Source organism: Williamsia sp. Y712 (genome assembly GCF_059445525.1).
Genome location: NZ_JCAIUN010000001.1, coordinates 2056958 through 2078535, shown reverse-complemented (window position 1 = coordinate 2078535; position 21578 = coordinate 2056958). Strand labels below are relative to the sequence as shown.

Annotated in this window: 27 protein-coding genes; 14 read left to right on the top strand and 13 right to left on the bottom strand. The window is 63.4% G+C overall.

The features are described from left to right. Positions 1-27: 27 nt before the first annotated feature. Complete coding sequence (locus tag AC1D75_RS09365) at positions 28-294, bottom strand: response regulator transcription factor (protein WP_495514979.1); 267 nt, start codon at positions 292-294, stop codon at positions 28-30. A 202-nt stretch (positions 295-496) separates the two neighbouring features. Between AC1D75_RS09365 and AC1D75_RS09360 the strand changes: the two genes are divergently transcribed. The 3 genes from AC1D75_RS09360 to AC1D75_RS09350 all read left to right on the top strand — a co-directional run bounded on the left by AC1D75_RS09360 (position 497) and on the right by AC1D75_RS09350 (position 2262). Further along, positions 497-1015, top strand: a complete 519-nt coding sequence (locus tag AC1D75_RS09360; RefSeq protein WP_495514978.1) for an MTB12 C-terminal domain-containing protein — start codon at positions 497-499, stop codon at positions 1013-1015. A 178-nt stretch (positions 1016-1193) separates the two neighbouring features. Beyond that, positions 1194-1751, top strand: coding sequence for a DUF4190 domain-containing protein (locus AC1D75_RS09355; RefSeq protein WP_495514977.1), 558 nt, complete (start codon positions 1194-1196; stop codon positions 1749-1751). A 1-nt stretch (position 1752) separates the two neighbouring features. Next, positions 1753-2262, top strand: coding sequence for a VOC family protein (locus AC1D75_RS09350; protein WP_482135411.1), 510 nt, complete (start codon positions 1753-1755; stop codon positions 2260-2262). A gap of 16 nt (positions 2263-2278) precedes the next feature. Here the strand turns inward: AC1D75_RS09350 and AC1D75_RS09345 are convergent, their stop codons facing one another. Next, positions 2279-3046, bottom strand: a complete 768-nt coding sequence (locus tag AC1D75_RS09345) for an SDR family NAD(P)-dependent oxidoreductase (RefSeq protein WP_495514976.1) — start codon at positions 3044-3046, stop codon at positions 2279-2281. Positions 3047-3196: 150 nt separating this feature from the next. On the opposite strand from AC1D75_RS09345, the gene AC1D75_RS09340 reads away from it, so the two are divergent. From AC1D75_RS09340 to AC1D75_RS09325, 4 genes are all read left to right on the top strand, one after another. Further along, entirely contained in the window at positions 3197-3796 is a 600-nt protein-coding gene (locus tag AC1D75_RS09340; protein WP_495514975.1) for a TetR/AcrR family transcriptional regulator, read from the top strand. Between the two features lie 102 nt (positions 3797-3898). Then, positions 3899-4930, top strand: coding sequence for an endonuclease domain-containing protein (locus AC1D75_RS09335; protein WP_495514974.1), 1032 nt, complete (start codon positions 3899-3901; stop codon positions 4928-4930). Next, positions 4927-5574 (top strand): hypothetical protein, encoded by a 648-nt coding sequence (locus AC1D75_RS09330; protein ID WP_495514973.1) that lies wholly within the window; start codon positions 4927-4929, stop codon positions 5572-5574. The genes AC1D75_RS09335 and AC1D75_RS09330 overlap by 4 nt, the downstream gene beginning before the upstream one ends. After that, positions 5571-8813 carry a helicase HerA domain-containing protein gene (locus tag AC1D75_RS09325; protein ID WP_495514972.1) on the top strand — a complete coding sequence of 1081 codons (3243 nt, stop codon included), beginning with the start codon at positions 5571-5573 and terminating at the stop codon, positions 8811-8813. Before AC1D75_RS09330 ends, AC1D75_RS09325 begins: the two co-directional genes overlap by 4 nt. A 65-nt stretch (positions 8814-8878) precedes the next feature. Here the strand turns inward: AC1D75_RS09325 and rpsQ are convergent, their stop codons facing one another. From rpsQ to rpsJ, 11 genes are read right to left on the bottom strand one after another with little or no spacing between them, the layout of a single operon-like run. Next, complete coding sequence (rpsQ, locus tag AC1D75_RS09320) at positions 8879-9169, bottom strand: 30S ribosomal protein S17 (protein ID WP_495514971.1); 291 nt, start codon at positions 9167-9169, stop codon at positions 8879-8881. Continuing rightward, positions 9166-9408 carry a 50S ribosomal protein L29 gene (gene rpmC / locus AC1D75_RS09315; protein ID WP_482135418.1) on the bottom strand — a complete coding sequence of 81 codons (243 nt, stop codon included), beginning with the start codon at positions 9406-9408 and terminating at the stop codon, positions 9166-9168. Before rpmC ends, rpsQ begins: the two co-directional genes overlap by 4 nt. Next, positions 9408-9824 carry a 50S ribosomal protein L16 gene (rplP, locus tag AC1D75_RS09310; protein WP_482135419.1) on the bottom strand — a complete coding sequence of 139 codons (417 nt, stop codon included), beginning with the start codon at positions 9822-9824 and terminating at the stop codon, positions 9408-9410. The genes rpmC and rplP overlap by 1 nt, the downstream gene beginning before the upstream one ends. A 3-nt stretch (positions 9825-9827) precedes the next feature. Then, positions 9828-10661 (bottom strand): 30S ribosomal protein S3, encoded by an 834-nt coding sequence (rpsC, locus tag AC1D75_RS09305; protein WP_495514970.1) that lies wholly within the window; start codon positions 10659-10661, stop codon positions 9828-9830. After that, entirely contained in the window at positions 10661-11062 is a 402-nt protein-coding gene (rplV, locus tag AC1D75_RS09300) for a 50S ribosomal protein L22 (RefSeq protein WP_495514969.1), read from the bottom strand. The genes rpsC and rplV overlap by 1 nt, the downstream gene beginning before the upstream one ends. Beyond that, positions 11063-11344, bottom strand: a complete 282-nt coding sequence (gene rpsS / locus AC1D75_RS09295; protein ID WP_331883974.1) for a 30S ribosomal protein S19 — start codon at positions 11342-11344, stop codon at positions 11063-11065. A gap of 19 nt (positions 11345-11363) precedes the next feature. Next, entirely contained in the window at positions 11364-12200 is an 837-nt protein-coding gene (gene rplB / locus AC1D75_RS09290; protein ID WP_020109931.1) for a 50S ribosomal protein L2, read from the bottom strand. Between the two features lie 40 nt (positions 12201-12240). After that, positions 12241-12546: a 50S ribosomal protein L23 gene (gene rplW / locus AC1D75_RS09285; protein WP_331883968.1), complete on the bottom strand. Its 306-nt coding sequence runs from the start codon at positions 12544-12546 to the stop codon at positions 12241-12243. 5 nt (positions 12547-12551) lie between these two features. Continuing rightward, a complete protein-coding gene (gene rplD, locus AC1D75_RS09280; RefSeq protein ID WP_495514968.1) occupies positions 12552-13223 on the bottom strand; it encodes a 50S ribosomal protein L4 in 672 nt (223 codons plus the stop codon). Continuing rightward, complete coding sequence (rplC, locus tag AC1D75_RS09275) at positions 13223-13876, bottom strand: 50S ribosomal protein L3 (RefSeq protein ID WP_028463742.1); 654 nt, start codon at positions 13874-13876, stop codon at positions 13223-13225. The genes rplD and rplC overlap by 1 nt, the downstream gene beginning before the upstream one ends. 17 nt (positions 13877-13893) lie before the next feature. Next, the gene (gene rpsJ / locus AC1D75_RS09270; protein WP_003938093.1) at positions 13894-14199 is read right to left on the bottom strand and encodes a 30S ribosomal protein S10; all 306 of its coding nucleotides are present in this window, start codon (positions 14197-14199) and stop codon (positions 13894-13896) included. A gap of 561 nt (positions 14200-14760) precedes the next feature. Between rpsJ and AC1D75_RS09265 the strand changes: the two genes are divergently transcribed. From AC1D75_RS09265 to AC1D75_RS09235, 7 genes are all read left to right on the top strand, one after another. Next, on the top strand, positions 14761-15525 hold the full coding sequence (locus AC1D75_RS09265; RefSeq protein ID WP_495514967.1) for a response regulator transcription factor: 765 nt from the start codon (positions 14761-14763) through the stop codon (positions 15523-15525). After that, positions 15522-16535: a HAMP domain-containing sensor histidine kinase gene (locus tag AC1D75_RS09260; RefSeq protein ID WP_495514966.1), complete on the top strand. Its 1014-nt coding sequence runs from the start codon at positions 15522-15524 to the stop codon at positions 16533-16535. Before AC1D75_RS09265 ends, AC1D75_RS09260 begins: the two co-directional genes overlap by 4 nt. Before the next feature lie 54 nt (positions 16536-16589). Further along, positions 16590-18131 (top strand): DUF4153 domain-containing protein, encoded by a 1542-nt coding sequence (locus AC1D75_RS09255; protein WP_495514965.1) that lies wholly within the window; start codon positions 16590-16592, stop codon positions 18129-18131. Positions 18132-18156: 25 nt separating this feature from the next. Then, a complete protein-coding gene (locus tag AC1D75_RS09250; RefSeq protein ID WP_495514964.1) occupies positions 18157-18645 on the top strand; it encodes a hotdog fold domain-containing protein in 489 nt (162 codons plus the stop codon). 169 nt (positions 18646-18814) lie between these two features. Beyond that, positions 18815-19300, top strand: coding sequence for an RrF2 family transcriptional regulator (locus AC1D75_RS09245; protein WP_495514963.1), 486 nt, complete (start codon positions 18815-18817; stop codon positions 19298-19300). Further along, positions 19297-20553, top strand: a complete 1257-nt coding sequence (locus AC1D75_RS09240; protein WP_495514962.1) for a globin domain-containing protein — start codon at positions 19297-19299, stop codon at positions 20551-20553. Before AC1D75_RS09245 ends, AC1D75_RS09240 begins: the two co-directional genes overlap by 4 nt. A gap of 102 nt (positions 20554-20655) precedes the next feature. Next, entirely contained in the window at positions 20656-21378 is a 723-nt protein-coding gene (locus AC1D75_RS09235) for a GntR family transcriptional regulator (RefSeq protein WP_495514961.1), read from the top strand. Positions 21379-21578 lie beyond the last annotated feature (200 nt).

The window sequence follows — 21578 nt, the reverse complement described above, 5'->3', positions numbered from 1 at the left end:
ATACAAATCATCCCTGGTCGCGACCGGTCACCAGTCGTCGAGAGAGGTGAAGCCGTCCTGGATCGCGCGGGCCAGAAGCTGCGATTTGGTCCGCGCCGGCCTACCCACGAGAGCGTATTTGGATCGGATCCTGGTGATGTGGGTATTGACGGTCGCCTGCGAAATGTACAACTTCGCCGCGGCCTGCCCTTTGGAATCGAAGGCAAACCAGGCCAACAGGACTTCGACCTCACGGGGAGACAAGACCGGAACCCGAGTTGCAGTAGGCGGCGCAATGGAACTGTCGACAGTCATTGGGCGACTCTTTTCGTCTGGTCTGTTCAAGTCATGGCACAAGCCGCCCGACGTCATCAAAGCGTAGAAAGCCCAGGCCAGATCGGTAAGTCCCAGTTCTAGGGGGACTCGCCTGGCACTGGCGGCGGCCCCGGCCCGACTCTGGATCAGGCAAATAACTTAGGTTAGTGTTGGCTAACAACTTGGTCTCCGAGGAGAAAATATGAACATTCGTAAGAGCGTGGCAGGCGCGGCCCTGATCGGCTTGGCCGTCTTCGGTGTCGCCGCCTGCAGCGATGACAGCGATTCCGACTCATCGACAACCACCACCTCGGCCGCCGAGACCTCCGCCGCGGCTTCGGGTAGCGCAACCAGCCCCGACGCAGCGGCCGATACCGCGCTCGAGGTCGGCGCCGCGCAGGAGATCATCGTCGGGGTCCTATCCCCCGACACCGACCCCGCGACGTACACCGATCTGGTCGACTCGGACGATCCGGCCGTCGCCGGACAGCTCGCCGGACTCGCCAAGGGTTTCTCGGCCGCCGGATACACCCCCGACAAGTTCACCGTGACGGACGTGACCGCTGACGGCGACGCCGCAGCCACCGCGACCGTCGAGGTTGACAGCCCGCACACACCCGAGCCGGTGGCGATGCCGTTGGCCTTCGTCAACGTCGACGGCACGTGGAAGCTCTCCACCGATGCCATCACCGCTCTGACATCGATGGGCGGCGGTCACTGACCGTCTGTACAACACAAAATTGCCCGGCCGCATCAGCGGCCGGGCATCTTTGTATTCGGACTCGGCCCCGGGAGCATCCGGTCACCAATCGCACCATTGCTCGAACGTGCTACAAGTCATACGGTCGACCACTTCGTCTCCCCTAAGGTGGAATCAACTCTTCCATGAGAGGCGAACCATGACCGACAACAAGGACTTTGCCGATCGCGACCAGTTCGACCTGACCAAAGACGTCAACAGCCAAGATAGCAACGGCCCGAACAGCAACGCGACCCACGACACAGCGCCGCTGAGCCCGTACCCCACGTATCCGACGGCGCCGACCCTGCCGTCGGTCGGTGCGGAATATTGGCAGCCGTACGAAGCCGGGGCCGGTCCCCTGGCAGGCCTCGACCCGGCCTATCCGCATTACCCCGTCGCGTACCCGCCGAGTCCATATCCGGCCATGTATTACCCCAACCCCTATCTGATGGCCCCGAAACGAACCAATTCGATGGCCACCGGCGCATTGATCTGCTCGATCGTCGCGATACCTGCGATGTTCTTCTGCTTCGCCGGCGTCCTGGTCGCACCGGTCGGTGTCATCCTCGGGATCATCGGCCTCAATCAGATCAAAGAGCGTCCGTGTGAAACCGGCGAAGGGCAGGCCTGGGCCGGGATCATCGTCGGCGGTCTTCTCACCGCACTGTGTGTTCTTCTCGCCACGCTCTGGATCACGTTCATCGTGGGCAACTGAGATGCCGATTGTCGGCGGACCTATCTTCCAGGTCGCGTGGGTGGTCGATGACATCGCTGCCGCCGAAGAGGAGTTCACCAACCGTTACGGAGTCGAATCCTGGCTGCGCATACCGGATGTCATATTCACACCGGACGCATGCAGCTACCGCGGCGTACCGGCGGACTACACGATCCATGTATCACTCGCATACGCCGGCGGCCAGCAACTCGAGTTGATCCAGCCCGTGACGGGGACGAATCTGTATTCCGAAGCACTCGCAGCCCACGGCCCCGGGCTGCATCACGTCGCCTGGATTCCGGACGACTTCGATGCCACTCTGGCGCAGTTACGCAGCAACGGAGTGGCCATTCTTCAGGACGGCCAAATATCCGGCATAGGAATGGAATTCGCGTACATCGACGGAGGGCCGATCGGTTCGTATGTCGAACTCATGAAGCTCTCCGACGAGATGCGCGCATTGTTCGACGGGCTGGTGCCCGAGGGATCGGTCAATCCCTGGAATCGCTGAGGGGCCGAATACCGATTCAATCGGCCGAGCGGCCCTTGTCGGCGGCGTAGACGGCGCCGTGGACTGCGCTGGCTTCATCACTGGCGAGGAATGCGATCAACTTGGCCACCTCTGCAGGCTCCGACATACCCCGCGGTGACGCGGTCCGCATTATCAGTTCGAAGTCTGCCCCGTCGGGTACGACAAAATCGCTGACCTGCGGGGTGAGCATGCCCCCTGGGCATACCGCGTTGACCCGAACCGCAGTGTGCGCAAACTCCACTGCAAGAGCCCTGGTCAGCCCCACCAATCCGTGCTTGGCTGCACAGTAGCCGGCCGAATAGGCCTGGCCCTGGGTCCCCGCCGTCGAGGCGACGTTGACGATGTTGCCTCCGGACTCGAGGAGATGCGGCAGCGCCGCGCGACAAAGGTAGAAGGGCCCGCTCAGGTTGATCGCGAGGTCCTGCTGCCACTCTTCGTCGGTCACCGAGGGCGTGTGTCGCATGGTGTGTGCGCCGGCCACATTCACCAGCGCATCGATCCGGCCGAACGCGTCGATGCAGCCGTCCACTGCATCGCGGCAGGCGTCCGGGTCGGCGATATCGGTAATGCGGAATCGGCCGTCCGTCACCGCGGTGAACACTTCCGACAAACGTTGTTCGTCACGCGCGAGCCCGAACACCCTGGCCCCGCGCTCGGCCAGGATTCGAGCCACTGCCGCTCCGAGTCCCGATGAGGCGCCGGTGACAACAACGACCTTCCCGCCGAAACCCGACGTGTTCGTGTCCCCTCGTGACTCCGCCATACGACCATTTAAGCACGTACGCTTAACGGGAGCGTCTGTATTACGGTCGCCGAACTACGCGGGGTGTCTCCGAGCGTCGGTATGGATCACCAGTTTCACCTGTCCGGTCCACAACCTGTTCAACGTCCCTGGGCTATAGGCTCTTTATCGATGACAGACACCGGTCCGGACCGAGGGAAGCGCGAGTTGCTCGATACAGCGGAAAGGCTGATCGCAACCCGCGGATACGAAGTTCCCCTGCGCGACATCGCGGTCACCGCCGGTCACCGCAACAACTCGGCTGTGCAATATCACTACGGTAACCGCCAGGGCCTGATCGCAGCGATCGTCGCCAGGCGCCTGGGCCCCATGGAGCGCGAACGCGCACGGATGCTGGAAATCTTTGCCGCACAAGGTAAGCAGCCCACGGTTCGCGACCTCATCGGCGTGCTGGTGCTGCCGATCCTGGAGATGAAGGGCACCCACTATGCCCGGTTCCTCGAGGTGACCCGCCCGTCGTGGCCCGATGAATCCATACCCACCGGGTACACCGAGTGGCCCAAAGTTCTTGACCAGCTCAACAAGTCACTCGTTGGCGACACCGTTACCCGTCATCGCCGGGTCGCCGCGGTGGCCACTGCGATGTTCGCGCTGATCGCCGACTTCGAGCGTCGAACCGAACTCGGCGATCAGTCGGAATCCGAACCGGACGAGATCATCGACATGCTCACATCGATGATGACCACACCCCTTCGAACCCAGACGAACTAGAGAGTCTGTTTCGGGCCGCTGCACAACGAGGTCATCGGCCCCGGGCGATCCGCGGATCAAACTGAACCTGCCGCCGCGATCAGTTGGCTGTAGGTTCTGGCCATGGATTGGTCGGCAGCACCGGTATCGGGAATCTCCGCGCTGACCGGCCTCGGTCCGAGCGCCCTGGCAATCGCCTTGGACGATCTTCCCGACGACGCACCCGCGGTCCTGTTGATCCGTCTGGACAAGGTCACCGATATCTCACAGGTGCTGGGAGATCTTGTAGCCGACCTCGAGACAACAACCTTCCAGCTGTACCCGGCGTGGCTGCCCGGCGCCGAAGTATCACCCGGTCGCGCCACCGTCGACCGGGTCGCCGCCCGAGCGCTCGCCTCGGAACTGGCTGCGCGATCAGACCACTATCGTCCCTTTCTGATGGATCTCGCCGCCAATGCCATCGCCGCGCACACCCGGACCGAGCAGCTCATGCTGGCGGAGAAATACTCCAACGCCACCCGGATGGCCGGACTGATCCGGGTGATCAAGGCCAGCTTCGCCCGCGATCGTGTGGTCCTCGCCTTGTATTCCCCGATTCCACTGCCGCGAGAACAGCAGAATTACGTTGCTGCGGTGTGTGATTGGCTGAGCAGCTACGTCGGCCTCTGGCTCCTGGACGACATCACGGCGGACATCGACCGCTTCCCGACGGTGCCCATACGCTCCGGCGGCATCACCTCGACCAGCGTTGTCGACGAATCCCCGTGGGTCCTGCCCACCGTGACCTTCCCACCGATCTCGGGCCGACCACATCCCGCAAGCGCAGCCGAACAACGACTCGAATCGCACCTGGCCCGCCTCCCCTGGGCCGCGGAGCGCAGATGGAATCACCTTGTACCCACCGGTGAACTTCAACCGTTCGTACGAGCCGATTTGCTGTGGCCGGATGCGAGACTGGTTGTCGAGATCGACGGCGCCGATCATCGAACCGCAAACAAGTATTCAGACGATCGGCGACGGGATGTCGCCCTGCAACTCGCCGGTTATATGGTGGCGCGCTTCACAAATGAACAGGTACTGAGCGACAGCACTGCGGTTGTGGACATAATCCACAGGTTGCGTACTCGCCGCTTGGCTGAAAAGGAGCTTCCGTGACCGCGTCGGACCTCACTGGTACCGAAATGATCGTCTTGTTGGTCTTGATGGCCGAGTCCCGTGGCCTCACGAACGGTGAGATCCGAGAGCGTGGACCAGAGCTCAAAGCCCCCGCCCGTCGCAAACTCAACGCGCAAGGGCTCATCGACAGCGACACCTCGAAAGTGCCCCACCACCATTCGCTGTCCGACCGTGGCTGGGCCAAGTGCAACGAACTCCTCGGAACGACGCCACCGGCCGGCACCACCCCGCAGGGCAAGGCGCTCTTCACCGTCCTTGCAGGTTTGGGACGTCACTTCGAACGGTCGAGCCTGCGATTGGCGGATGTCTTTCTGCCATCTGAAGATTCAGTCGGCAAAGAATCATCTGAACAGCCGACGCCGGACATCGAAACCCGCGTCATCGACACCTACCGAACACTCGCGAACAAACCCGGGGCGTGGGTCGGGTTGTCCGAACTTCGGGCAAACCTGCGCAGTGTCACACGAGCCGACCTGGACACGGTGCTTCAGTCGCTGTACAGCCGGCCAGGGTTCCGACTGATTCCGGAAGAAAACCGTAAGGCGCTGACCCCCGAGGCCCGCGCCGCCGCCGTATCGATCGGCAATCAGGACAAACACCTCATCAGCATGGAGCCGACGTGACATCGGTATCGCAGCTCGACGCGCTCGCCAAGGCACGAAGCGGATTCTCCAACTCCGCCCATACCCGCGACGATGTGTGGCTCTCGCACAACGACATCCACGTCGACGGACTGCACGCCAACGCCTGGCGCGCAATCGAGCGCGCCGTCGCCGATGCTCAAGAAAGCGCCGGTCCGAGCCCGCTCGGTGTGGTGTTGCAGGGGCCCGCCGGGTCAGGCAAGACACATCTCCTCGGTCAGGTCCGTGAGTACGTCCAAGCCCAGCAGGGCTACTTCGTGATGTTGGACCTGCTCGACCCCAGCGATTTCTGGCGCACACTTCTCAGTTCGCTGCTCGATTCCCTCAACCGCCAGATCAAGCCGCCGGTGGACAAGACCCAACTCCACGACGTGATGCAGCGCCTCGCAGATCTGGCAGGTACCTCACGCGTCGCCCGCCGCGCGATCTCGGGCGAAACCCTGGTCACGCCCGCGATTCTCGATGAGTTCGTGAACAGCCTTCGCAAACCACTGCCTGCCCTCATCCGCGGTCACCATGCCACCCTGCGGGCACTTGTGTTGTCCGCGGCGCCGAGCTCGCGGCTCAACGATCTCGGTATCGCCTACCTCGAGAACAACATCGATGAGATCGACCCGGCCGAACGCTCCGAATGGCAACTGCCACCCCGCGCGCTTCCCTATGAGGGAACCGTGCGGGCGATCTCGGAGTACATGGCAGCCACCGGTCCCACCGTCCTTGCCGTCGACCAGATCGATACGCTGCTGGCCCAGGCGCGTTCCGGCACCGACGCCACCACCTCGGCTGACTCGTATGCCGAGACCGTGGTCGACCAGGTGGCCCACGGATTGATGTCTGTACGTGAAGTGCTTTTGCGCACCGTGACTGTCGTGTCGTGTCTTCCGTCCGTCTGGACCATCATCGAACTCCAGGCGACGGCCTCGGTACCGGATCGATTCCGCGCCAACATCATCCTCGAAGGTCTGCCGGACGATACCTTCGCCAGGACACTCGTCGAGCGCCGGCTGTCGAAATCGTTTGCAGAACTGGGCTTCACACCGCCCTACCCGACCTGGCCGATCCAGGATCCGGCGTTCTCGGCCGCGACGTCCCTCAATGCCCGTTTGTTGATCAAACGCGTCGACCGGCACATCACCGAATGTCTCGACAACGAGGCCGTGACGGAACTCGAATCGCTGATCGATCAACCCGACGACGATGAGTTTCCGCCGCGACGGAATAGGAACAACACCGGTGCGGACGATCAACCTCCGGGTGATCTCGACGAGGTGTACCAACGCCACATCAAGAATGCACTGACCGCGTCGGCAGTGGACCCGAAGAAGGAAGACGACGTTGTTCCGGTGCTGCTGACCGCCGGGTTGCGGGCCTGGGCAGTCGAATCCGGTTCTGACGACTTCACCATCGACCAGGTCGGAGGCCAATACCGCCTACACGCCCGACTGCGCCAGAGCCTCGACTCCCTCACCGACGACGAACATCATTGGGCTTTTCGTGCCATCTCGGCCACACACGCCGGCGCTGTCCAATCCCGCCTACGGAATGCGTCCATCGATGCCGGTCTGTCCTCATCGGTGCCGAGACGCCAACTCTTCATCTTGCGCAACATCGCCTGGCCGGGCGGACCGAAGACAGCCGAGATGGTCAACGAGTTCACCGCGAATGGTGGCCAGGTACTGGCCTTTACATACGGAGATCTCGCCAAACTCAGCGCTGTCAACGAGATGACCAAGGCCATGCCCGCGGGATTCGACTCCTGGCTCCGAACGCATCGACCGGCCCACGACATCGAGTTCTTGAGCGCCGCACTCGGCGATGCGGGTGCCACCCCCGCGCGTGAACCCATCCCGGCAGAGCGCACCGACTGGACTACGCCTGCCGCTCCGGCAGAGCCGCAGACACCCACGATCATCGAGCCGCACGTACCTCCGACCTCTGAGTTGTCGGCGGAGATCACCACCGAGATACCGATCTTCACCCCCGCAACCCAGCACATCGCCGCGTCCACAACCATCAGTCTCGGCGTATCCCGATCAGGCAAGACCGCGACGGTCGATCTCGAGGCACTCCGCAAGCACACGGTCATCTTCGCCGGTTCGGGTTCGGGAAAGACGGTGATGATCCGTCGGCTCATCGAAGAATGTGCCTTGCAGGGTGTTTCGGCCATCGTTCTCGATCCCAACAACGACCTCGCACGTCTGGGAACAGCCTGGCCCCAAGCACCTTCGGGCTGGTCCGGCGACGACGCCGCCAAAGCGGCCGACTACATCGACAATGTGGAAACCGTCATCTGGACTCCGCGGATATTCGGTGGCCGACCACTGAGCTTTCAGCCACTTCCCGACTTCGCTGCCGTACGGGACAATCCGGACGAGTTCGAGCTGACCGTCGACGCAGCGGTATCAGCCCTCAAGCCCTATGCGCGGGTTGGCGGTGCCAAGGCCACGCGTCAGGAAGCAATCCTGAAGAAGTCGATGGCGTTGTACGGAAAGAACTCCAGCGGATCATTGGTCGGATATATCGATCTGCTGGCGGATATGACAGATGACATGAGCGGCCTCACTGACACCGAGAAGTTGGCCGGCCCACTGGCAGAGAATCTCAAAGCCGCGATGATCAACAACCCCATGCTCGGCGGTGAGGGAACCGCAGTCGATCCGGCGGTCCTACTGACCCCGACTGCCGGGAAACGTGCGCGTATCTCGGTGATCAGTCTCATCGGTTTGCCCGATGACGGACAACGCCAGGGTTTTGTGAATCAGCTCCAGCTCGCGTTGTTCGCGTGGATCAAGAAGAACCCGGCCGGAGATCGCCCGCTCGGCGGACTGTTCGTGATGGACGAGGCCCAGACTCTGGCACCGGCAGGTAGGAGCACCGCCTGTACGCAGAGCACCATCGCGCTTGCCTCGCAGGCGCGAAAGTACGGCCTGGGTCTGGTTTTTGCCACCCAGTCCCCCAAGGGAATCGACAACAAGATCGTCGGCAACGCTTCCACTCAGTTCTTCGGCCGACTCAATACGCCGGTGCAGATCAGCGCCGCAAACGACATGGCCTCCGCAAAAGGCAGCCGCATCAATGACATCGGCCATCTCGGCACCGGCGAATTCTACGTCGCCCCTGACGGTGCCGCATTCCAGAAGGTCAACACACCCCTGTGTTTGAGCTATCACCCGAGTTCACCGCTGTCCGATGAGGAAGTCCTGGCCCTGAGCCGGCAATGACCCCAACACAACAAAGCGGCCCGCCCCTTGTCAGGGACGGGCCGCTTTGTTTGTAAACCTTTGGCTTACTTGGCCTTCTCGAGGACCTCAACCAGACGCCAGCGCTTGGTGGCGCTCGTCGGGCGGGTCTCCATCAGCCGAACGCGGTCGCCGATACCGGCGGTCTCGTTCTCATCGTGAGCCTTGACCTTGCTGGTGGTGCGGATGATCTTGCCGTAAAGCGGGTGCTTCACACGATCTTCCAGCTCGACCACAATGGTCTTCTGCATCTTGTCCGAGACGACGTACCCGATGCGCTCTTTGCGCCGTGCACGGTCCTCGGCGGACGTTTCTGTCACTTCCTGGTCCTTACTCATGCGTCGTCACCGTCCGTAGCTTCGGGTCCGGCGGCCAGGCCCAGCTCACGTTCCCGCATCACTGTGTACACGCGCGCGATTTCGCGACGCACGGTACGCAGCCGGCGGTTGTTGTCGAGCTGACCGGTGGCCATCTGGAACCGAAGGTTGAACAGCTCTTCCTTCGACTCACGCAAACGTTCGACCAGTTCTTCGTCACTGAGCTCGCGGAGCTCGGCGGCGGCGATTCCGATACTCATCAGAACAGCTCCTCCCTGGTCACGATGCGGGTTTTGATCGGGAGCTTGTGCTGCGCGCGGCGCAGGGCCTCGCGAGCAGTCTCCTCACTGGGGTAGCTCATCTCGAAGAGGATGCGACCCGGCTTGACCGGGGCGACCCACCACTCGGGTGAACCCTTACCGGAACCCATGCGGGTTTCGGCAGGCTTCTTCGTCAACGGGCGGTCGGGGAAGATGTTGATCCACACCTTGCCGCCACGCTTGATATGCCGGTTGATGGCAATACGAGCTGACTCGATCTGACGGTTGGTGATGTACGCGCTCTCCAGTGCCTGGATGCCGTAGTCACCGAACGTCACCTTGGTTCCGCCCGAGGCCTGACCTTTCAGGCTGGGGTGGTGCTGCTTGCGGTGCTTGACCCGACGAGGGATCAACATGCCTCAGCCCTCCTGGTTCTCAGCCTGCGCGGGGGCAGGCGTTGTCGCTGGAGCGTCAGCAGCCGCAGAAGTACCGGCGGTTGCCGCACGCCCTGCTTCGGTGCTGGTCGCGGTGGTGCCCGACGAACCGCTCCGCTTCGGACGTGCGGGGCGACGCGGACGACGGTCTTCGCTCGGAGCAGCAGCCGAGGACAGAGCCTCGCGCTTGCCACCGACGATGTCGCCCTTGTAGATCCACACCTTCACGCCGATACGGCCGAAGGTTGTCTTGGCCTCGTAGAGGCCGTAGTCGATGTCAGCGCGCAGGGTGTGCAGCGGCACACGACCTTCGCGGTAGAACTCGCTACGGCTCATCTCCGCACCGCCGAGGCGACCCGAGCACTGGACCCGGATTCCCTTGACGTTGGGCTGACGCATGGCCGACTGGATGGCCTTACGCATCGCCCGGCGGAATGCCACGCGGTTGCTGAGCTGCTCGGCGACACCCTGTGCCACCAGCTGAGCTTCCGACTCGGCGTTCTTGACCTCGAGGATGTTCAGCTGCACCTGCTTGCCGGACAGCTTCTCCAGGTCGCCACGGATCCGGTCTGCCTCGGCGCCGCGGCGACCGATGACGATGCCCGGACGGGCGGTGTGGATGTCGACGCGAACCCGGTCACGGGTGCGTTCGATCTCCACCTTGGCGATGCCTGCACGCTCGAGGCCGGTGGCCAGGAGCTTGCGGATGGCAACATCCTCTTTCACGTACTCCGCGTACTGCTTGTCTGCGTACCAACGGGACTTCCAGTCCGTGGTGATACCGAGACGGAAGCCGTGCGGGTTGATCTTCTGGCCCACTACTGAGCTCCCTTCCGGCGGCTGCGGCTGGTCGCCGCACCCTTGTCGGCGATGCTCTCGACGACGACGGTGATGTGGCTGGTCCGCTTACGGATCCGGAACGCACGCCCTTGGGCACGCGGACGGAAACGCTTCATGGTCGGTCCCTCGTCGGCGAACGCCTGTGACACCACGAGGGTGCGACGGTCGAGGTCGAGGTTGTTCTCGGCGTTGGCAACGGCGCTGGCAAGCACCTTCGCCACCGGCTCGCTCGCTGCCTGGGGCGCGAACTGCAGGATGTCGAGGGCCTCGTCCACGTTCTTGCCGCGAACCAGATCGATGACTCGACGCGCCTTCATGGGGGTCACACGCACGAAACGAGCGGTGGCCTTGGCGGTCGGATTGGTTGTTTCAGTACTCATCTACCGACGCTTCGCTTTCCGGTCGTCTTTGATGTGTCCCTTGAAGGTGCGCGTCGGCGCGAACTCGCCGAGCTTGTGCCCGACCATCGAATCCGAGACGAACACCGGGACGTGCTTGCGACCGTCGTGGACGGCGAAAGTGTGTCCGATGAAGTCCGGAATGATGGTGGACCGACGGGACCAGGTCTTGATGACCTGCTTGGTGCCCTTTTCGTTCTGAACATCGACCTTGCCCAACAGGTGGTCGTCGACGAACGGGCCTTTCTTGAGGCTGCGTGGCATTCTCTAACTCCCTCCTGGGTTATCGCTTGTTCTTGCCGGTGCGGCGGCGGCGGACGATGAGCTTGTCGCTCGGCTTGTTCTTGCGGGTGCGGCCCTCGGGCTTGCCCCACGGGCTGACCGGGTGGCGACCACCGGAGGTCTTACCCTCACCACCACCGTGCGGGTGGTCGACCGGGTTCATGACGACACCACGGACGGTTGGGCGCTTGCCCTTCCAGCGCATACGGCCGGCCTTGCCCCAGTTGATGTTGCTCTGCTCGGCGTTGCCCACCTCGCCGACGGTTGCGCGGCAGCGCACGTCGACTCGACGGATTTCACCGGAAGGCAGACGCACGGTGGCGTAGGCGCCTTCTTTACCGAGCAGCTGCGCGCCGGCTCCGGCAGAACGGACCAACTTGGCTCCGCCGCCCGGACGCAGTTCCACAGCGTGGATCTGGGTACCGGTCGGGATGTTGCGCAACGGCAGGTTGTTGCCCGGCTTGATGTCGGCGGTAGGACCGCTCTCGACCACGTCGAACTGCTTCAGGCCCTTGGGCGCGATGATGTAACGCTTTTCGCCATCGACGAAGTGCAGCAACGCGATCCGCGCAGTGCGGTTGGGGTCGTACTCGATGTGAGCGACCTTTGCGTTGATGCCGTCTTTGTCGTTACGACGAAAGTCGATGAGACGGTAGGCCCGCTTGTGGCCACCACCCCGGTGACGGGTCGTGATGCGACCGTGCGCGTTTCGTCCACCGGTGCTGTGCAACGGACGAACGAGTGACTTTTCCGGAGTACTACGAGTCACCTCGGCGAAGTCTGCGCCAGACGAGCCACGACGACCGGGGGTCGTCGGCTTGTACTTACGAATTGCCATGAGTCTTCTTGTCCTCTACTTCTTCTGAGTCCGAGCGGCGTCAGCCGACCGGGCCTCCGAAGATCTCGATGGGCTTACTGTCGGCGGCCAGGGTCACGATCGCGCGCTTGGTGTCCTTGCGCTTGCCGTAGCCGTACTTGGTCCGCTTGCGCTTACCCTGACGGTTGGCGGTGTTCACGCTCGTGACCTGCACGTCGAAGATTTCTTCGATGGCGATCTTGATCTGGGTCTTGTTCGACTCCGGGTGCACGAAGAACGTGTACACGTTGTCCTCGATCAGTCCGTAGGACTTCTCGGAGATCACCGGGGCCAGAATGATGTCACGGGGGTTTGCCTGAACAGTCATGAAACTCAGGCCTCCTTCTCGTCTTTGTTCGCACCAGCAATGAAGGTGCCAAGGGCTTCGCGGCTGAAGACAACCTCATCGGCGTCGAGGACGTCGTAGGTGTTCAGCTGATCCGGAGCGATCGGCAGCACATGCTGCAGGTTCGCAACGCTCTTCCATGCAGCGGTGTCCTCACGGCCGACCACCAACAGGAACTTCCGACGATCAGACAGCTCTTCGAGGAACAGCCGTGCCGTCTTGGTCGACGGGGCCTGCCCGGCAACCAGTTCGGTGATCACGTGGATGCGCTCGTTGCGTGCCCGGTCGGAGAGGGCTCCGCGCAGGGCGGCTGCCTTCATCTTCTTGGGGGTGCGCTGGCTGTAGTCACGCGGCTGCGGGCCGTGGACGATGCCACCACCGGCGAACTGAGGGGCGCGGGTCGAGCCCTGACGAGCGCGACCGGTTCCCTTCTGGCGGTAAGGCTTTGCGCCACCACCGCGGACCTCGGCCCGCGTCTTGGTGGAGTGCGTGCCCTGGCGTGCAGCACCCAGCTGGGCGACGACGACCTGGTGCAGCAGCGAGATGTTCGCAGGCGCATCGAAGATCGCGGCGGGCAGTTCGACGGTTCCGTCGGTCTTGCCACCGAAGCTCTTCACATCGACCGTGCGGGTCTGCTGCTTCTCGGTGTTGACAGTCATTAGCTCGCACCACCCTTCATGGCGTCACGGACGATGACAACCGCGCCCTTGCGACCCGGGATCGCTCCCTTGATCAGCAGCAGGCCCGATTCAGCGTCCACCTTGTGGACCTTCAGGTTCTGGGTGGTGACCTTGTCATTACCCATCCGACCGGCCATCCGCATGCCCTTGAACACGCGACCGGGGGTTGCGCAGCCACCGATGGAACCGGGTGAGCGGTGCACGCGGTGCACGCCGTGGCTGGCGCCCAGGCCCTTGAAGCCGTGACGCTTCATGACACCGGCGAAGCCCTTGCCCTTGGAGGTTCCGGTCACGTCGACGAGGGCACCGTCGGCGAAGATCTCCGCCGTCAGTTCCTGTCCGACCGTGTACGGCGAAACGTCGTGGACGCGGATCTCGGCAACATGCCGGCGCGGGGTGACCCCGGCCTTGGCAAACTGACCGGCAACCGGCTTGGTGACCTTGCGCGGGTCGATGGCGCCGTAGGCGAGCTGCACGGCGGTGTAGCCGTCGGTCTCCTCGGTGCGGATCTGCGTGACCACGTTCGGTCCCGCCTTGACGACGGTCACCGGGATCACCCGGTTGTCCTCGTCGAATACCTGGGTCATCCCGAGCTTGGTGCCCAGGATTCCCTTCACATTTGTCTGAGTCATCTGTTAAATCCCGCCACTCACTGGATGTTGACGTCGACGCTGGCCGGCAGATCGATACGCATCAAGGCGTCAACGGTCTTCGGCGTGGGATCGAGGATGTCGATCAGTCGCTTGTGTGTACGCATCTCGAAGTGCTCGCGCGAGTCCTTGTACTTGTGCGGCGAGCGGATGACGCAATACACGTTCTTTTCGGTGGGCAACGGCACCGGGCCAACGACACGTGCACCCGTACGGGTCACGGTCTCCACGATCTTGCGCGCCGACGCGTCGATCGCCTCGTGGTCATAGGCCTTGAGCCGGATGCGGATCTTTTGTCCCGCCACGCTGTGTCCTCTTCCGTCATTTTCGGCTGCACAGATGAACACCTCGTGGATACGACTGTGGTCGCATCCTCGTGACCATTACCTCACGGTGGTGATCGACGCTGTTCATCTGTCATTGTTCAAAACTCGCTTGCACGAGTCGTCGTACTGCGCCCAATCTTGCGGGCCTCCGGTCCACGCACTCGGGTGTGTCGCGGTGGCTACACACACTTATGCGCATGCGCTTACCGCTTGTATCCGACTGCATCTATCTGAACTCGGGTCTATCTCTGCTTGTTGTGCACCACAACGGAAGCTCGAACCAGTTCGCAAGCCGCTTAGTTCGTCCGGTGGTGCTCTTCGGTCGACAGGCGCTCTGTAGCTGGTTGGACGCATGAAAGCTTCCAGCCGGGACATACAGGGCCGCACTGCCAATCAAGGCAACCCGACAAGTATGCAATAGATCCGGCTCAGGACCAAATTCGTCCGGTCGAGGCCGGCATCTGCCTTGCGACCGGGTCTTCACAGCTTCTTCACAACTTCTCCGCAGTGCCTGTACAACCCCGGCCTAGTGTCACTTCCATGACCGCCGACCCACCGCAGACGCAGCGTAGCGAAGCCCGACCGGACAACTGCTTGCCCGCTGTCCTGGTTGTCGACGACGAACCGTTGATCCGGCAGGCCATCACCGAGCGGCTGCGCGCAGAGGGGTTCGACGTCACCACCGCGGACACCGGCCCGATGGCAGTCGAAGAGCACCGCAACATCTGCCCCGACGTGGTGATCCTCGATCTGATGCTGCCCGGCATGGACGGCCTCGAGGTCTGCAGGCGGATTCAGGCGCACTCCCCCACCCCGGTACTCATGCTGACCGCCCGGTCAGGGGAGACCGATCTGGTGATCGGTTTGGGTGTCGGCGCCGATGACTACCTGTCGAAGCCGTTTTCGATGCGCGAGCTCGTGGCCCGCACGCGGGCGTTGCTCCGTCGGGTCGAACGCTACGGTTCGGCGGATCCGGGATCGGCGGATGCGGAACCGGTCGACCCGCAGCGACAGGTTCAGACACTCGGTGAGCTCCGGATCGATCACTCCGCCCGGGAGGTCCGGGTCGCAGGCGAACCCGTGCACCTGACCCGGACGGAGTTCGACCTGTTGGTCTCGCTGGCGGACCGACCCGGTGCGGTCTTGAGTCGCGGGCAACTCCTCGAGTCGGTCTGGCACTGGCCGGGCGCCGGCGAAACCCGCACCGTCGATTCGCATGTGCGGTCACTGCGCCAGAAGGTCGGCGCCCATCACATTCGTACCGTCCACGGCGTCGGCTATGCCCTCGGTGGCGAGCGACGATGACCGTCTCGATACCCCGCCTGCGGTTGCCCCGACCTCTGGATGCGATCCAGTCCTTCAAGTTCAAGACCGCGATCGTCGTCGGCGGTGCCCTGTTCACCTCCAGCGTCTCGTTCTGGGTGACAGCTCAGTGGCAGTTCCGATACGCGTTGCTGACGGCGATGGTGGTCGCGTTCGTGGTGACCTATGTCCTCGCCCACGGCATGACCTCACCATTGCGCGAGATGACCAGAGCCGCACGCCGGATGTCGGGCGGCGACTACAGCGTCCGGGTCCGCGCCACCTCCAGGGATGAGATCGGCACCCTGGCCGACGCCTTCAACCAGATGGCCGACGACCTCGCCCATGAGGACAAATACCGCCGGGAGGTGATCGGAAATGTCGCACACGAGCTCCGGACACCGGTCGCGGCGTTACATGCCGTCCTCGAGAACCTGGTCGACGGCGTGAGTACACCTGATCCCCACACGCTCGAGATGGCACTCAGCCAGACCGACCGGCTGGGCCGGCTGATCAACGAGTTGTTGGACCTGTCCAGGGTCGAGGGAGGCGTCACGCCACTCGACTGCCACCGGGTGGACCTCCACCGCTTCATCGTTGCCGCGGTCGGTGAGTGTCGACTGCGATCGAAACCGGGAATCGACTTCGTGGTCGAGATACCGCCCACCCTGTACGTCGAGGCCGACGAGGCGCGTCTGCATCAGGTACTCGCAAATCTGCTCGACAACGCCGCCCGCCACTCCCCGATTGACGGCCAGGTACTGGTGACCGCCCGGTCGGACGGCGACACCGTCGTCATCGACGTGGTCGACCAGGGACCGGGAATCGCCCCTGCCGAGCGCAGCCGGATCTTCGACCGATTCACCCGTGGCGGAACGCGCGACGGCGGAACCGGATTGGGCCTGGCGATCGCTCAGTGGGTGGTCAACCTACATGCCGGCGACATCGGTGTCGTCGACGATCCAGGCGGATGCCGGATCCGGATCCGCCTGCCAGTGCGCGCAGCTGCCTGACCACTGCGCACCTGTTCACCGCTATTTCACACCATCACCGAGAGGGGCTGCCCCATGCCCGAAATCGCCCGTCCAGTAGGCCCGTCCGTGTCGTTGGTCAAGAAGCCGAGACACGAAGAAGTACGGCCCGACCGCTCTCCGTGGCCGACCATCTCGCCACGACTTCCTGTCGGCGCCCCACCGAAAGTGCTTGCCGCGGTGTTTGTTGCCACCGTTGTCGCCATGGCCTCGATGCCGACGACGGTGGCGGCGATCGGCATCGCCGCCACCGGCGTCGTGGCACTGGCTGCAGTGTTCGCGGGCTCCCCGGAGCGGCCAACCCCGTCCCAACTACTCACCGCGCTCGGCATCGTCGCACTGTTGCTGGTCGCCGGTTGGCGAAGCGCCGAATGGTTGGCACTGGTCTGCATCGCGACCGCGATGGTTGCCACCGGCGCGCTGCTGATCGGTGGCCGGACGATCCGCGACATGATCTTCACCGTGTTCGCACCGATCATTTTGTTCCCCCGGGCAATCGGGTGGATGTTCCGAGGAACCTCTGCGACGTATGTGACCAGGACGTCGACCAAGAACTTCGGTGCGATCCTCAAGGTCGTCACGGTGACGCTGCTGCTGCTGGTTGTCTTCGGTGCGTTGTTCGCCGGTGCGGACGCGACATTCGGGTCGTTGATCAGCAAGGTCGTCCCCGACATCGGTGAGGTCGACGTCCGGTCGAACGTTGTCGGCGGGGTGTTCGTCGGCATCTTCACCGCCATCGGCTGCTACGCACGGTTTGGTCACCCGCGTCTTCGTGATCGGGTACCCACGAAAGCGACCGAAGCCTGGATGTGGGCGGTACCGACCGGCACAGTTCTGTTCCTGTACATCGCATTCCTGATCACCCAGACCCGCGCCATGTTCGGTGGCGACGACTACGTCCAGAAGACCGCAGGGCTCACGTATGCCGCCTATGCACGTTCCGGCTTCTGGCAGCTCTTTGCCGTGACGGCCCTGACCATCGTGGTCGTGTCGGTGGCCTGGCAACGTGCCGACCGGAGCACACCCGCGGGCAGATTCCTGGTCCGAGTGATCCTCGGCGGACTGTGCCTGTCAGCGCTGGCCGTGGTGGTCTCGGCTCTGCATCGCATGAACCTGTACATGGACGCCTTCGGCGCCACCCGCCTGCGAGTCGGCGTGCTGGCAACTGAATTGTGGCTCGGCGCAGTACTCCTGGCCTTGATCGTGGCAGGTGCCGGACTCGGCACTCGTCAATTGGTTCGGACCATCGGCATCCTCACGATCGCCGGAGTGTTGGCGTTCGCCATCTACAACCCCGACCTTCGCGTAGCGCAGGCCAATGTCGACCGCTTCGAACGCACCGGCAAGATCGACGGCTACTACTTGTCGACGCTCTCCCCCGACGCGACCGGCGCGCTGCTCGGGCTTCCCGATGACCTCCGCAGGTGCGTACTGCGCAACATCGCCGCCGATGTATCGGACGAACAGAACGGCATGGACTTCAACGTGGGGCGCAGTCGGGCTCGATCCGAACTGGATGACCAACCGGCTATGGCGGCGGATGCGAACCCCGCTGAAGGCTGCTCGTACCGACGCTAACTTACCGATCGGTAATATCGAGCTCATGCCGTCCACACACAGTTCCGTCAGCCCCACCTACCGCCTGCGCCAGAAACTGCCTGCCGGACGTCTGGGCTCAGTGCTCTTCTCGGTGGGGATCTGCTTCCGCGTTCCGTATTTCGCGACGATCCTGCCGTATGTCAAAACCATGGAACCCGGACGATGCGAGGTCACCGCCCCCAAGTGGTACGGCATCCGGAACCATCTGGGCACCTTCCATGCCATCGCCGCGTGCAACCTGGCCGAGACCGCGATGGGCATGCTCATGGAGGCCACCGTCCCATCGACACACCGCTGGATCCCTAAAGCGATGACCAGCCAGTACCTGAAGAAGGCCACTACCGGCTTACGGGCCGTTGCGACCCTGCGCGAACCACTCGACTTCGCCACCATCACCGAGGGCCGCGACGTGGTCGTCGACATCGCGATCACCGACACCTACGGCGTCGAAGTGGTCCACTGCGACATCACCACCTGGGTCACCCCGGCGTAACCGAACGCCCCACAGTCAGGTCGAACTCCGTCTCCGGGGTAGGTCGAAGGTCCCGGATTTCCCAAACATCACCACGTAACCGCAGGTACAAAAACCGCACGTCACATGGTGTTTGACCACACATCGATAAAATGCGCATACGGGATGCGCAATTACTACGGTGAGTCGTATGCAGCTGACCCGATTCACCGACCTCGGTCTGCGGGCGATGATGCTGCTCGCCGCGGCCGAGGAAGACGGCCATCGAGTCACCACCGGCGCAATTGCGCACAGCGTTGCCGCTTCTGAGAATCACGTCGCGAAAGCCGTGGCCCGACTCGTCGATCTCGGCCTGGTCCACTCGCAACGGGGTAGGCGCGGCGGGCTCTCCCTGACCGACGCCGGTCGCCATGCCTCGGTCGGTCGACTGATCCGCCAGCTCGAAGGCGACAACGAGGTCGTCGACTGCGCCGGGGACAACCCCTGCCCGCTCCTGCCTGCCTGTCGCCTGCGGCGTGCGCTCGCCGACGCCAAGGAAGCGTTCTACGCCGCCCTCGACCAGCACGTCGTCAGCGATCTGGTCAAAGGCACGCAGATACCGCTTCTCCCCCTCATCCGGCTTCCCCACCCTTCCGCCGAACAACTGTTGTCACCCACCGAGAGGACACATCCATGACCACTACCGCATCCACACCTGCCCCAGAGCGGCTCACCGCAACCCGGGCACAGACCCTCGAACCGCATCACGCGGAGATGATCGCCGCGACGCTGCCGCTGGTCGGCGCGAACATCGATGCCATCACCACCGAGTTTTACCGGCGCCTGTTCGCCGACCACCCCGAATTGCTCCGCAATCTGTTCAATCGGTCCAATCAGGCCCAGGGCACCCAGCAGCGCGCGCTGGCCGCATCCATTGCCACGTACGCGACGCACCTCATCGATCCGGCGTTGGAGGATCCCGCGGAACTGCTCAGCCGGATCGGACACAAGCACGCATCGCTCGGGGTGACGGCCGACCAGTACCCGCTGGTTCACACCCATCTGTTCGCCGCAATCGTCGAGGTCCTCGGGGCCGAGACCGTCACCGCCGACGTCGCGGCCGCGTGGGACCGGGTCTACTGGTTGATGGCGAACACCCTGATCGACCTCGAACATCGCCTCTACGCGGGCGCGGAGGTCGGGGACGGCGATGTCTTCCGCCGCGCGCGTGTCACCGCAAGGGCGGACGATCCCTCGGGGACGGTCGTGCTCACCGTCGCCGCCACCGACGGGACATTTCCGAACTTCCTTCCGGGACAATATATCTCGGTTGGTACAACACTTGCCGACGGCGCTCGGCAGATCCGCCAGTACAGCCTGATCAACACGCCCGGGTCCGGTGAGCTCACGTTCGCCGTCCGCCCTGTTGCCGCCACCGCCGACGCACCCGCCGGAGAGGTGTCGACACACATCGCCGCGCATGTGGCCGTCGGTGACCTACTGGACGTCAGCATCCCGTTCGGCGATCTCCCCGTCGGCAGTGTCGGTTCGCGGCCGCTGGTCCTGATCTCCGCGGGCATCGGGATCACGCCGATGGTCGGCATCCTCGAACACCTCGCGGCGCATGCCCCGGGCTGCCGGGTACAAGCCCTACACGCCGACAAGTCGCCGGACGCGCATCCGTTGCGGCAGCGCCAGCGTGAGCTGATCGGCGAACTCACCGACGGCAGCCTCGACGTCTGGTACGAGATCCCCGGCCAAGACGCGCCGTCGATCCACCATGGTTTGATGCAGGTCGACACCATCACATTCGATGAGGACGCAGAGTTCTTCCTCTGCGGGAACAACGGTTTCGTCCAGGCGATCCGAGGCCAGCTCCTCGCCCGCGGTGTGGCATCAGGGCGATTGCACTGCGAGCTCTTCTCACCCAACGACTGGCTCCTGGGCTGACGGGTCCGGTCGGGGCGGGCACGGTCGAGAAGCCAACTGTGTCATCGGCGCTTAGAATCCACCGATACCCCCCGCCCCGACCGTCCACCCACAGAGGTCGCCTTGCCATCACAACCACCGATTCGTCCATTGATCAGCTATCTGAACGGTGAACTCGCGGGCAGCGCACAGGCCAGTGTGTTCGATGAACTGCGCCGCGTCATCCTCGACGGCAGCGCCGCCCCCGGGTCGCCGATCCCGGTGGGCAGTGTCGCCGAATTGTTCGGCGTGAGCGCGATACCGGTGCGAGAGGCCCTGAAAACCCTTGTCGGCGAGGGCCTGGTGGGTCACCAGACGGGCGGCGGATACTACGTCGCACAGCTGACGCTGACCGAACTCCGAGAGATCTACTTCGTGCGTGGCGTGCTCGAACAGGCCGCGCTGACCCGGGCCTGCGCGGTGGCCACAGAGGCCGACCTCGACCGCGCCCGCTCCGAACACCGGGCGCTACAAGAGGCCACCATCGCCGGCGACCGCAAGGCCTATCACGTGCATTCACGCCGTTTCCATCAAGCGCTGGTCGGCCCCTGCGGAATGCATCGACTACTCAACATGTTCGACTCCACCTGGGACATCACCGAACCGTTCCAGGTGATGCAGCGGGCGACCGGCCCCACCCAGCTTCAGCTGCACAGCGACCACGAGAAGATGATCAACGCCATGGCCCGGCGCGATGCCATCGAGCTTGTTGCCGTTGCGCAAGAACATCATCGGCGCCTCGAATCGGTGATCATCGAAACTGCCGCCGAACTGAACGTCGCCCACGAAGAATCCACACCCACGTAGCGCCCGAACGCACCGGAACTACGTGGCCTCCTCTGCGATGATGGTCTGAACGCCAGACGAGCGCGGTCAATCCACAGCCCCTCGCGGAATATATCCACTTCCCTGGGCCAGACCCGCGCTAATTGTTACGCACGTAATCCCCGGGAAATATCGCGATCTTAGGTTTTCTTCAGTCCCACGAGGAGCCCGAATCCAGGTTC

Bases quoted from the DNA above. Each gene is read 5' to 3' on its own strand.
- rplV (WP_495514969.1), bottom strand. From the start codon at position 11,062: ATGAGTACTGAAACAACCAATCCGACCGCCAAGGCCACCGCTCGTTTC.
- rplP (WP_482135419.1), bottom strand. From the start codon at position 9,824: ATGTTGATCCCTCGTCGGGTCAAGCACCGCAAGCAGCACCACCCCAGC.
- rplW (WP_331883968.1), bottom strand. From the start codon at position 12,546: ATGACTGTTCAGGCAAACCCCCGTGACATCATTCTGGCCCCGGTGATC.
- AC1D75_RS09350 (WP_482135411.1), top strand. From the start codon at position 1,753: ATGCCGATTGTCGGCGGACCTATCTTCCAGGTCGCGTGGGTGGTCGAT.
- rpsQ (WP_495514971.1), bottom strand. From the start codon at position 9,169: ATGAGTAAGGACCAGGAAGTGACAGAAACGTCCGCCGAGGACCGTGCA.
- AC1D75_RS09345 (WP_495514976.1), bottom strand. From the start codon at position 3,046: ATGGCGGAGTCACGAGGGGACACGAACACGTCGGGTTTCGGCGGGAAG.
- AC1D75_RS09340 (WP_495514975.1), top strand. From the start codon at position 3,197: ATGACAGACACCGGTCCGGACCGAGGGAAGCGCGAGTTGCTCGATACA.
- AC1D75_RS09335 (WP_495514974.1), top strand. From the start codon at position 3,899: ATGGATTGGTCGGCAGCACCGGTATCGGGAATCTCCGCGCTGACCGGC.
- AC1D75_RS09265 (WP_495514967.1), top strand. From the start codon at position 14,761: ATGACCGCCGACCCACCGCAGACGCAGCGTAGCGAAGCCCGACCGGAC.
- rplD (WP_495514968.1), bottom strand. From the start codon at position 13,223: ATGACTGTCAACACCGAGAAGCAGCAGACCCGCACGGTCGATGTGAAG.
- AC1D75_RS09245 (WP_495514963.1), top strand. From the start codon at position 18,815: ATGCAGCTGACCCGATTCACCGACCTCGGTCTGCGGGCGATGATGCTG.
- rpsS (WP_331883974.1), bottom strand. From the start codon at position 11,344: ATGCCACGCAGCCTCAAGAAAGGCCCGTTCGTCGACGACCACCTGTTG.
- AC1D75_RS09360 (WP_495514978.1), top strand. From the start codon at position 497: ATGAACATTCGTAAGAGCGTGGCAGGCGCGGCCCTGATCGGCTTGGCC.
- AC1D75_RS09250 (WP_495514964.1), top strand. From the start codon at position 18,157: ATGCCGTCCACACACAGTTCCGTCAGCCCCACCTACCGCCTGCGCCAG.
- rplB (WP_020109931.1), bottom strand. From the start codon at position 12,200: ATGGCAATTCGTAAGTACAAGCCGACGACCCCCGGTCGTCGTGGCTCG.
- AC1D75_RS09255 (WP_495514965.1), top strand. From the start codon at position 16,590: ATGCCCGAAATCGCCCGTCCAGTAGGCCCGTCCGTGTCGTTGGTCAAG.
- rpmC (WP_482135418.1), bottom strand. From the start codon at position 9,408: ATGAGTATCGGAATCGCCGCCGCCGAGCTCCGCGAGCTCAGTGACGAA.
- AC1D75_RS09260 (WP_495514966.1), top strand. From the start codon at position 15,522: ATGACCGTCTCGATACCCCGCCTGCGGTTGCCCCGACCTCTGGATGCG.
- AC1D75_RS09240 (WP_495514962.1), top strand. From the start codon at position 19,297: ATGACCACTACCGCATCCACACCTGCCCCAGAGCGGCTCACCGCAACC.
- AC1D75_RS09365 (WP_495514979.1), bottom strand. From the start codon at position 294: ATGACTGTCGACAGTTCCATTGCGCCGCCTACTGCAACTCGGGTTCCG.
- AC1D75_RS09355 (WP_495514977.1), top strand. From the start codon at position 1,194: ATGACCGACAACAAGGACTTTGCCGATCGCGACCAGTTCGACCTGACC.
- rplC (WP_028463742.1), bottom strand. From the start codon at position 13,876: ATGACTCAGACAAATGTGAAGGGAATCCTGGGCACCAAGCTCGGGATG.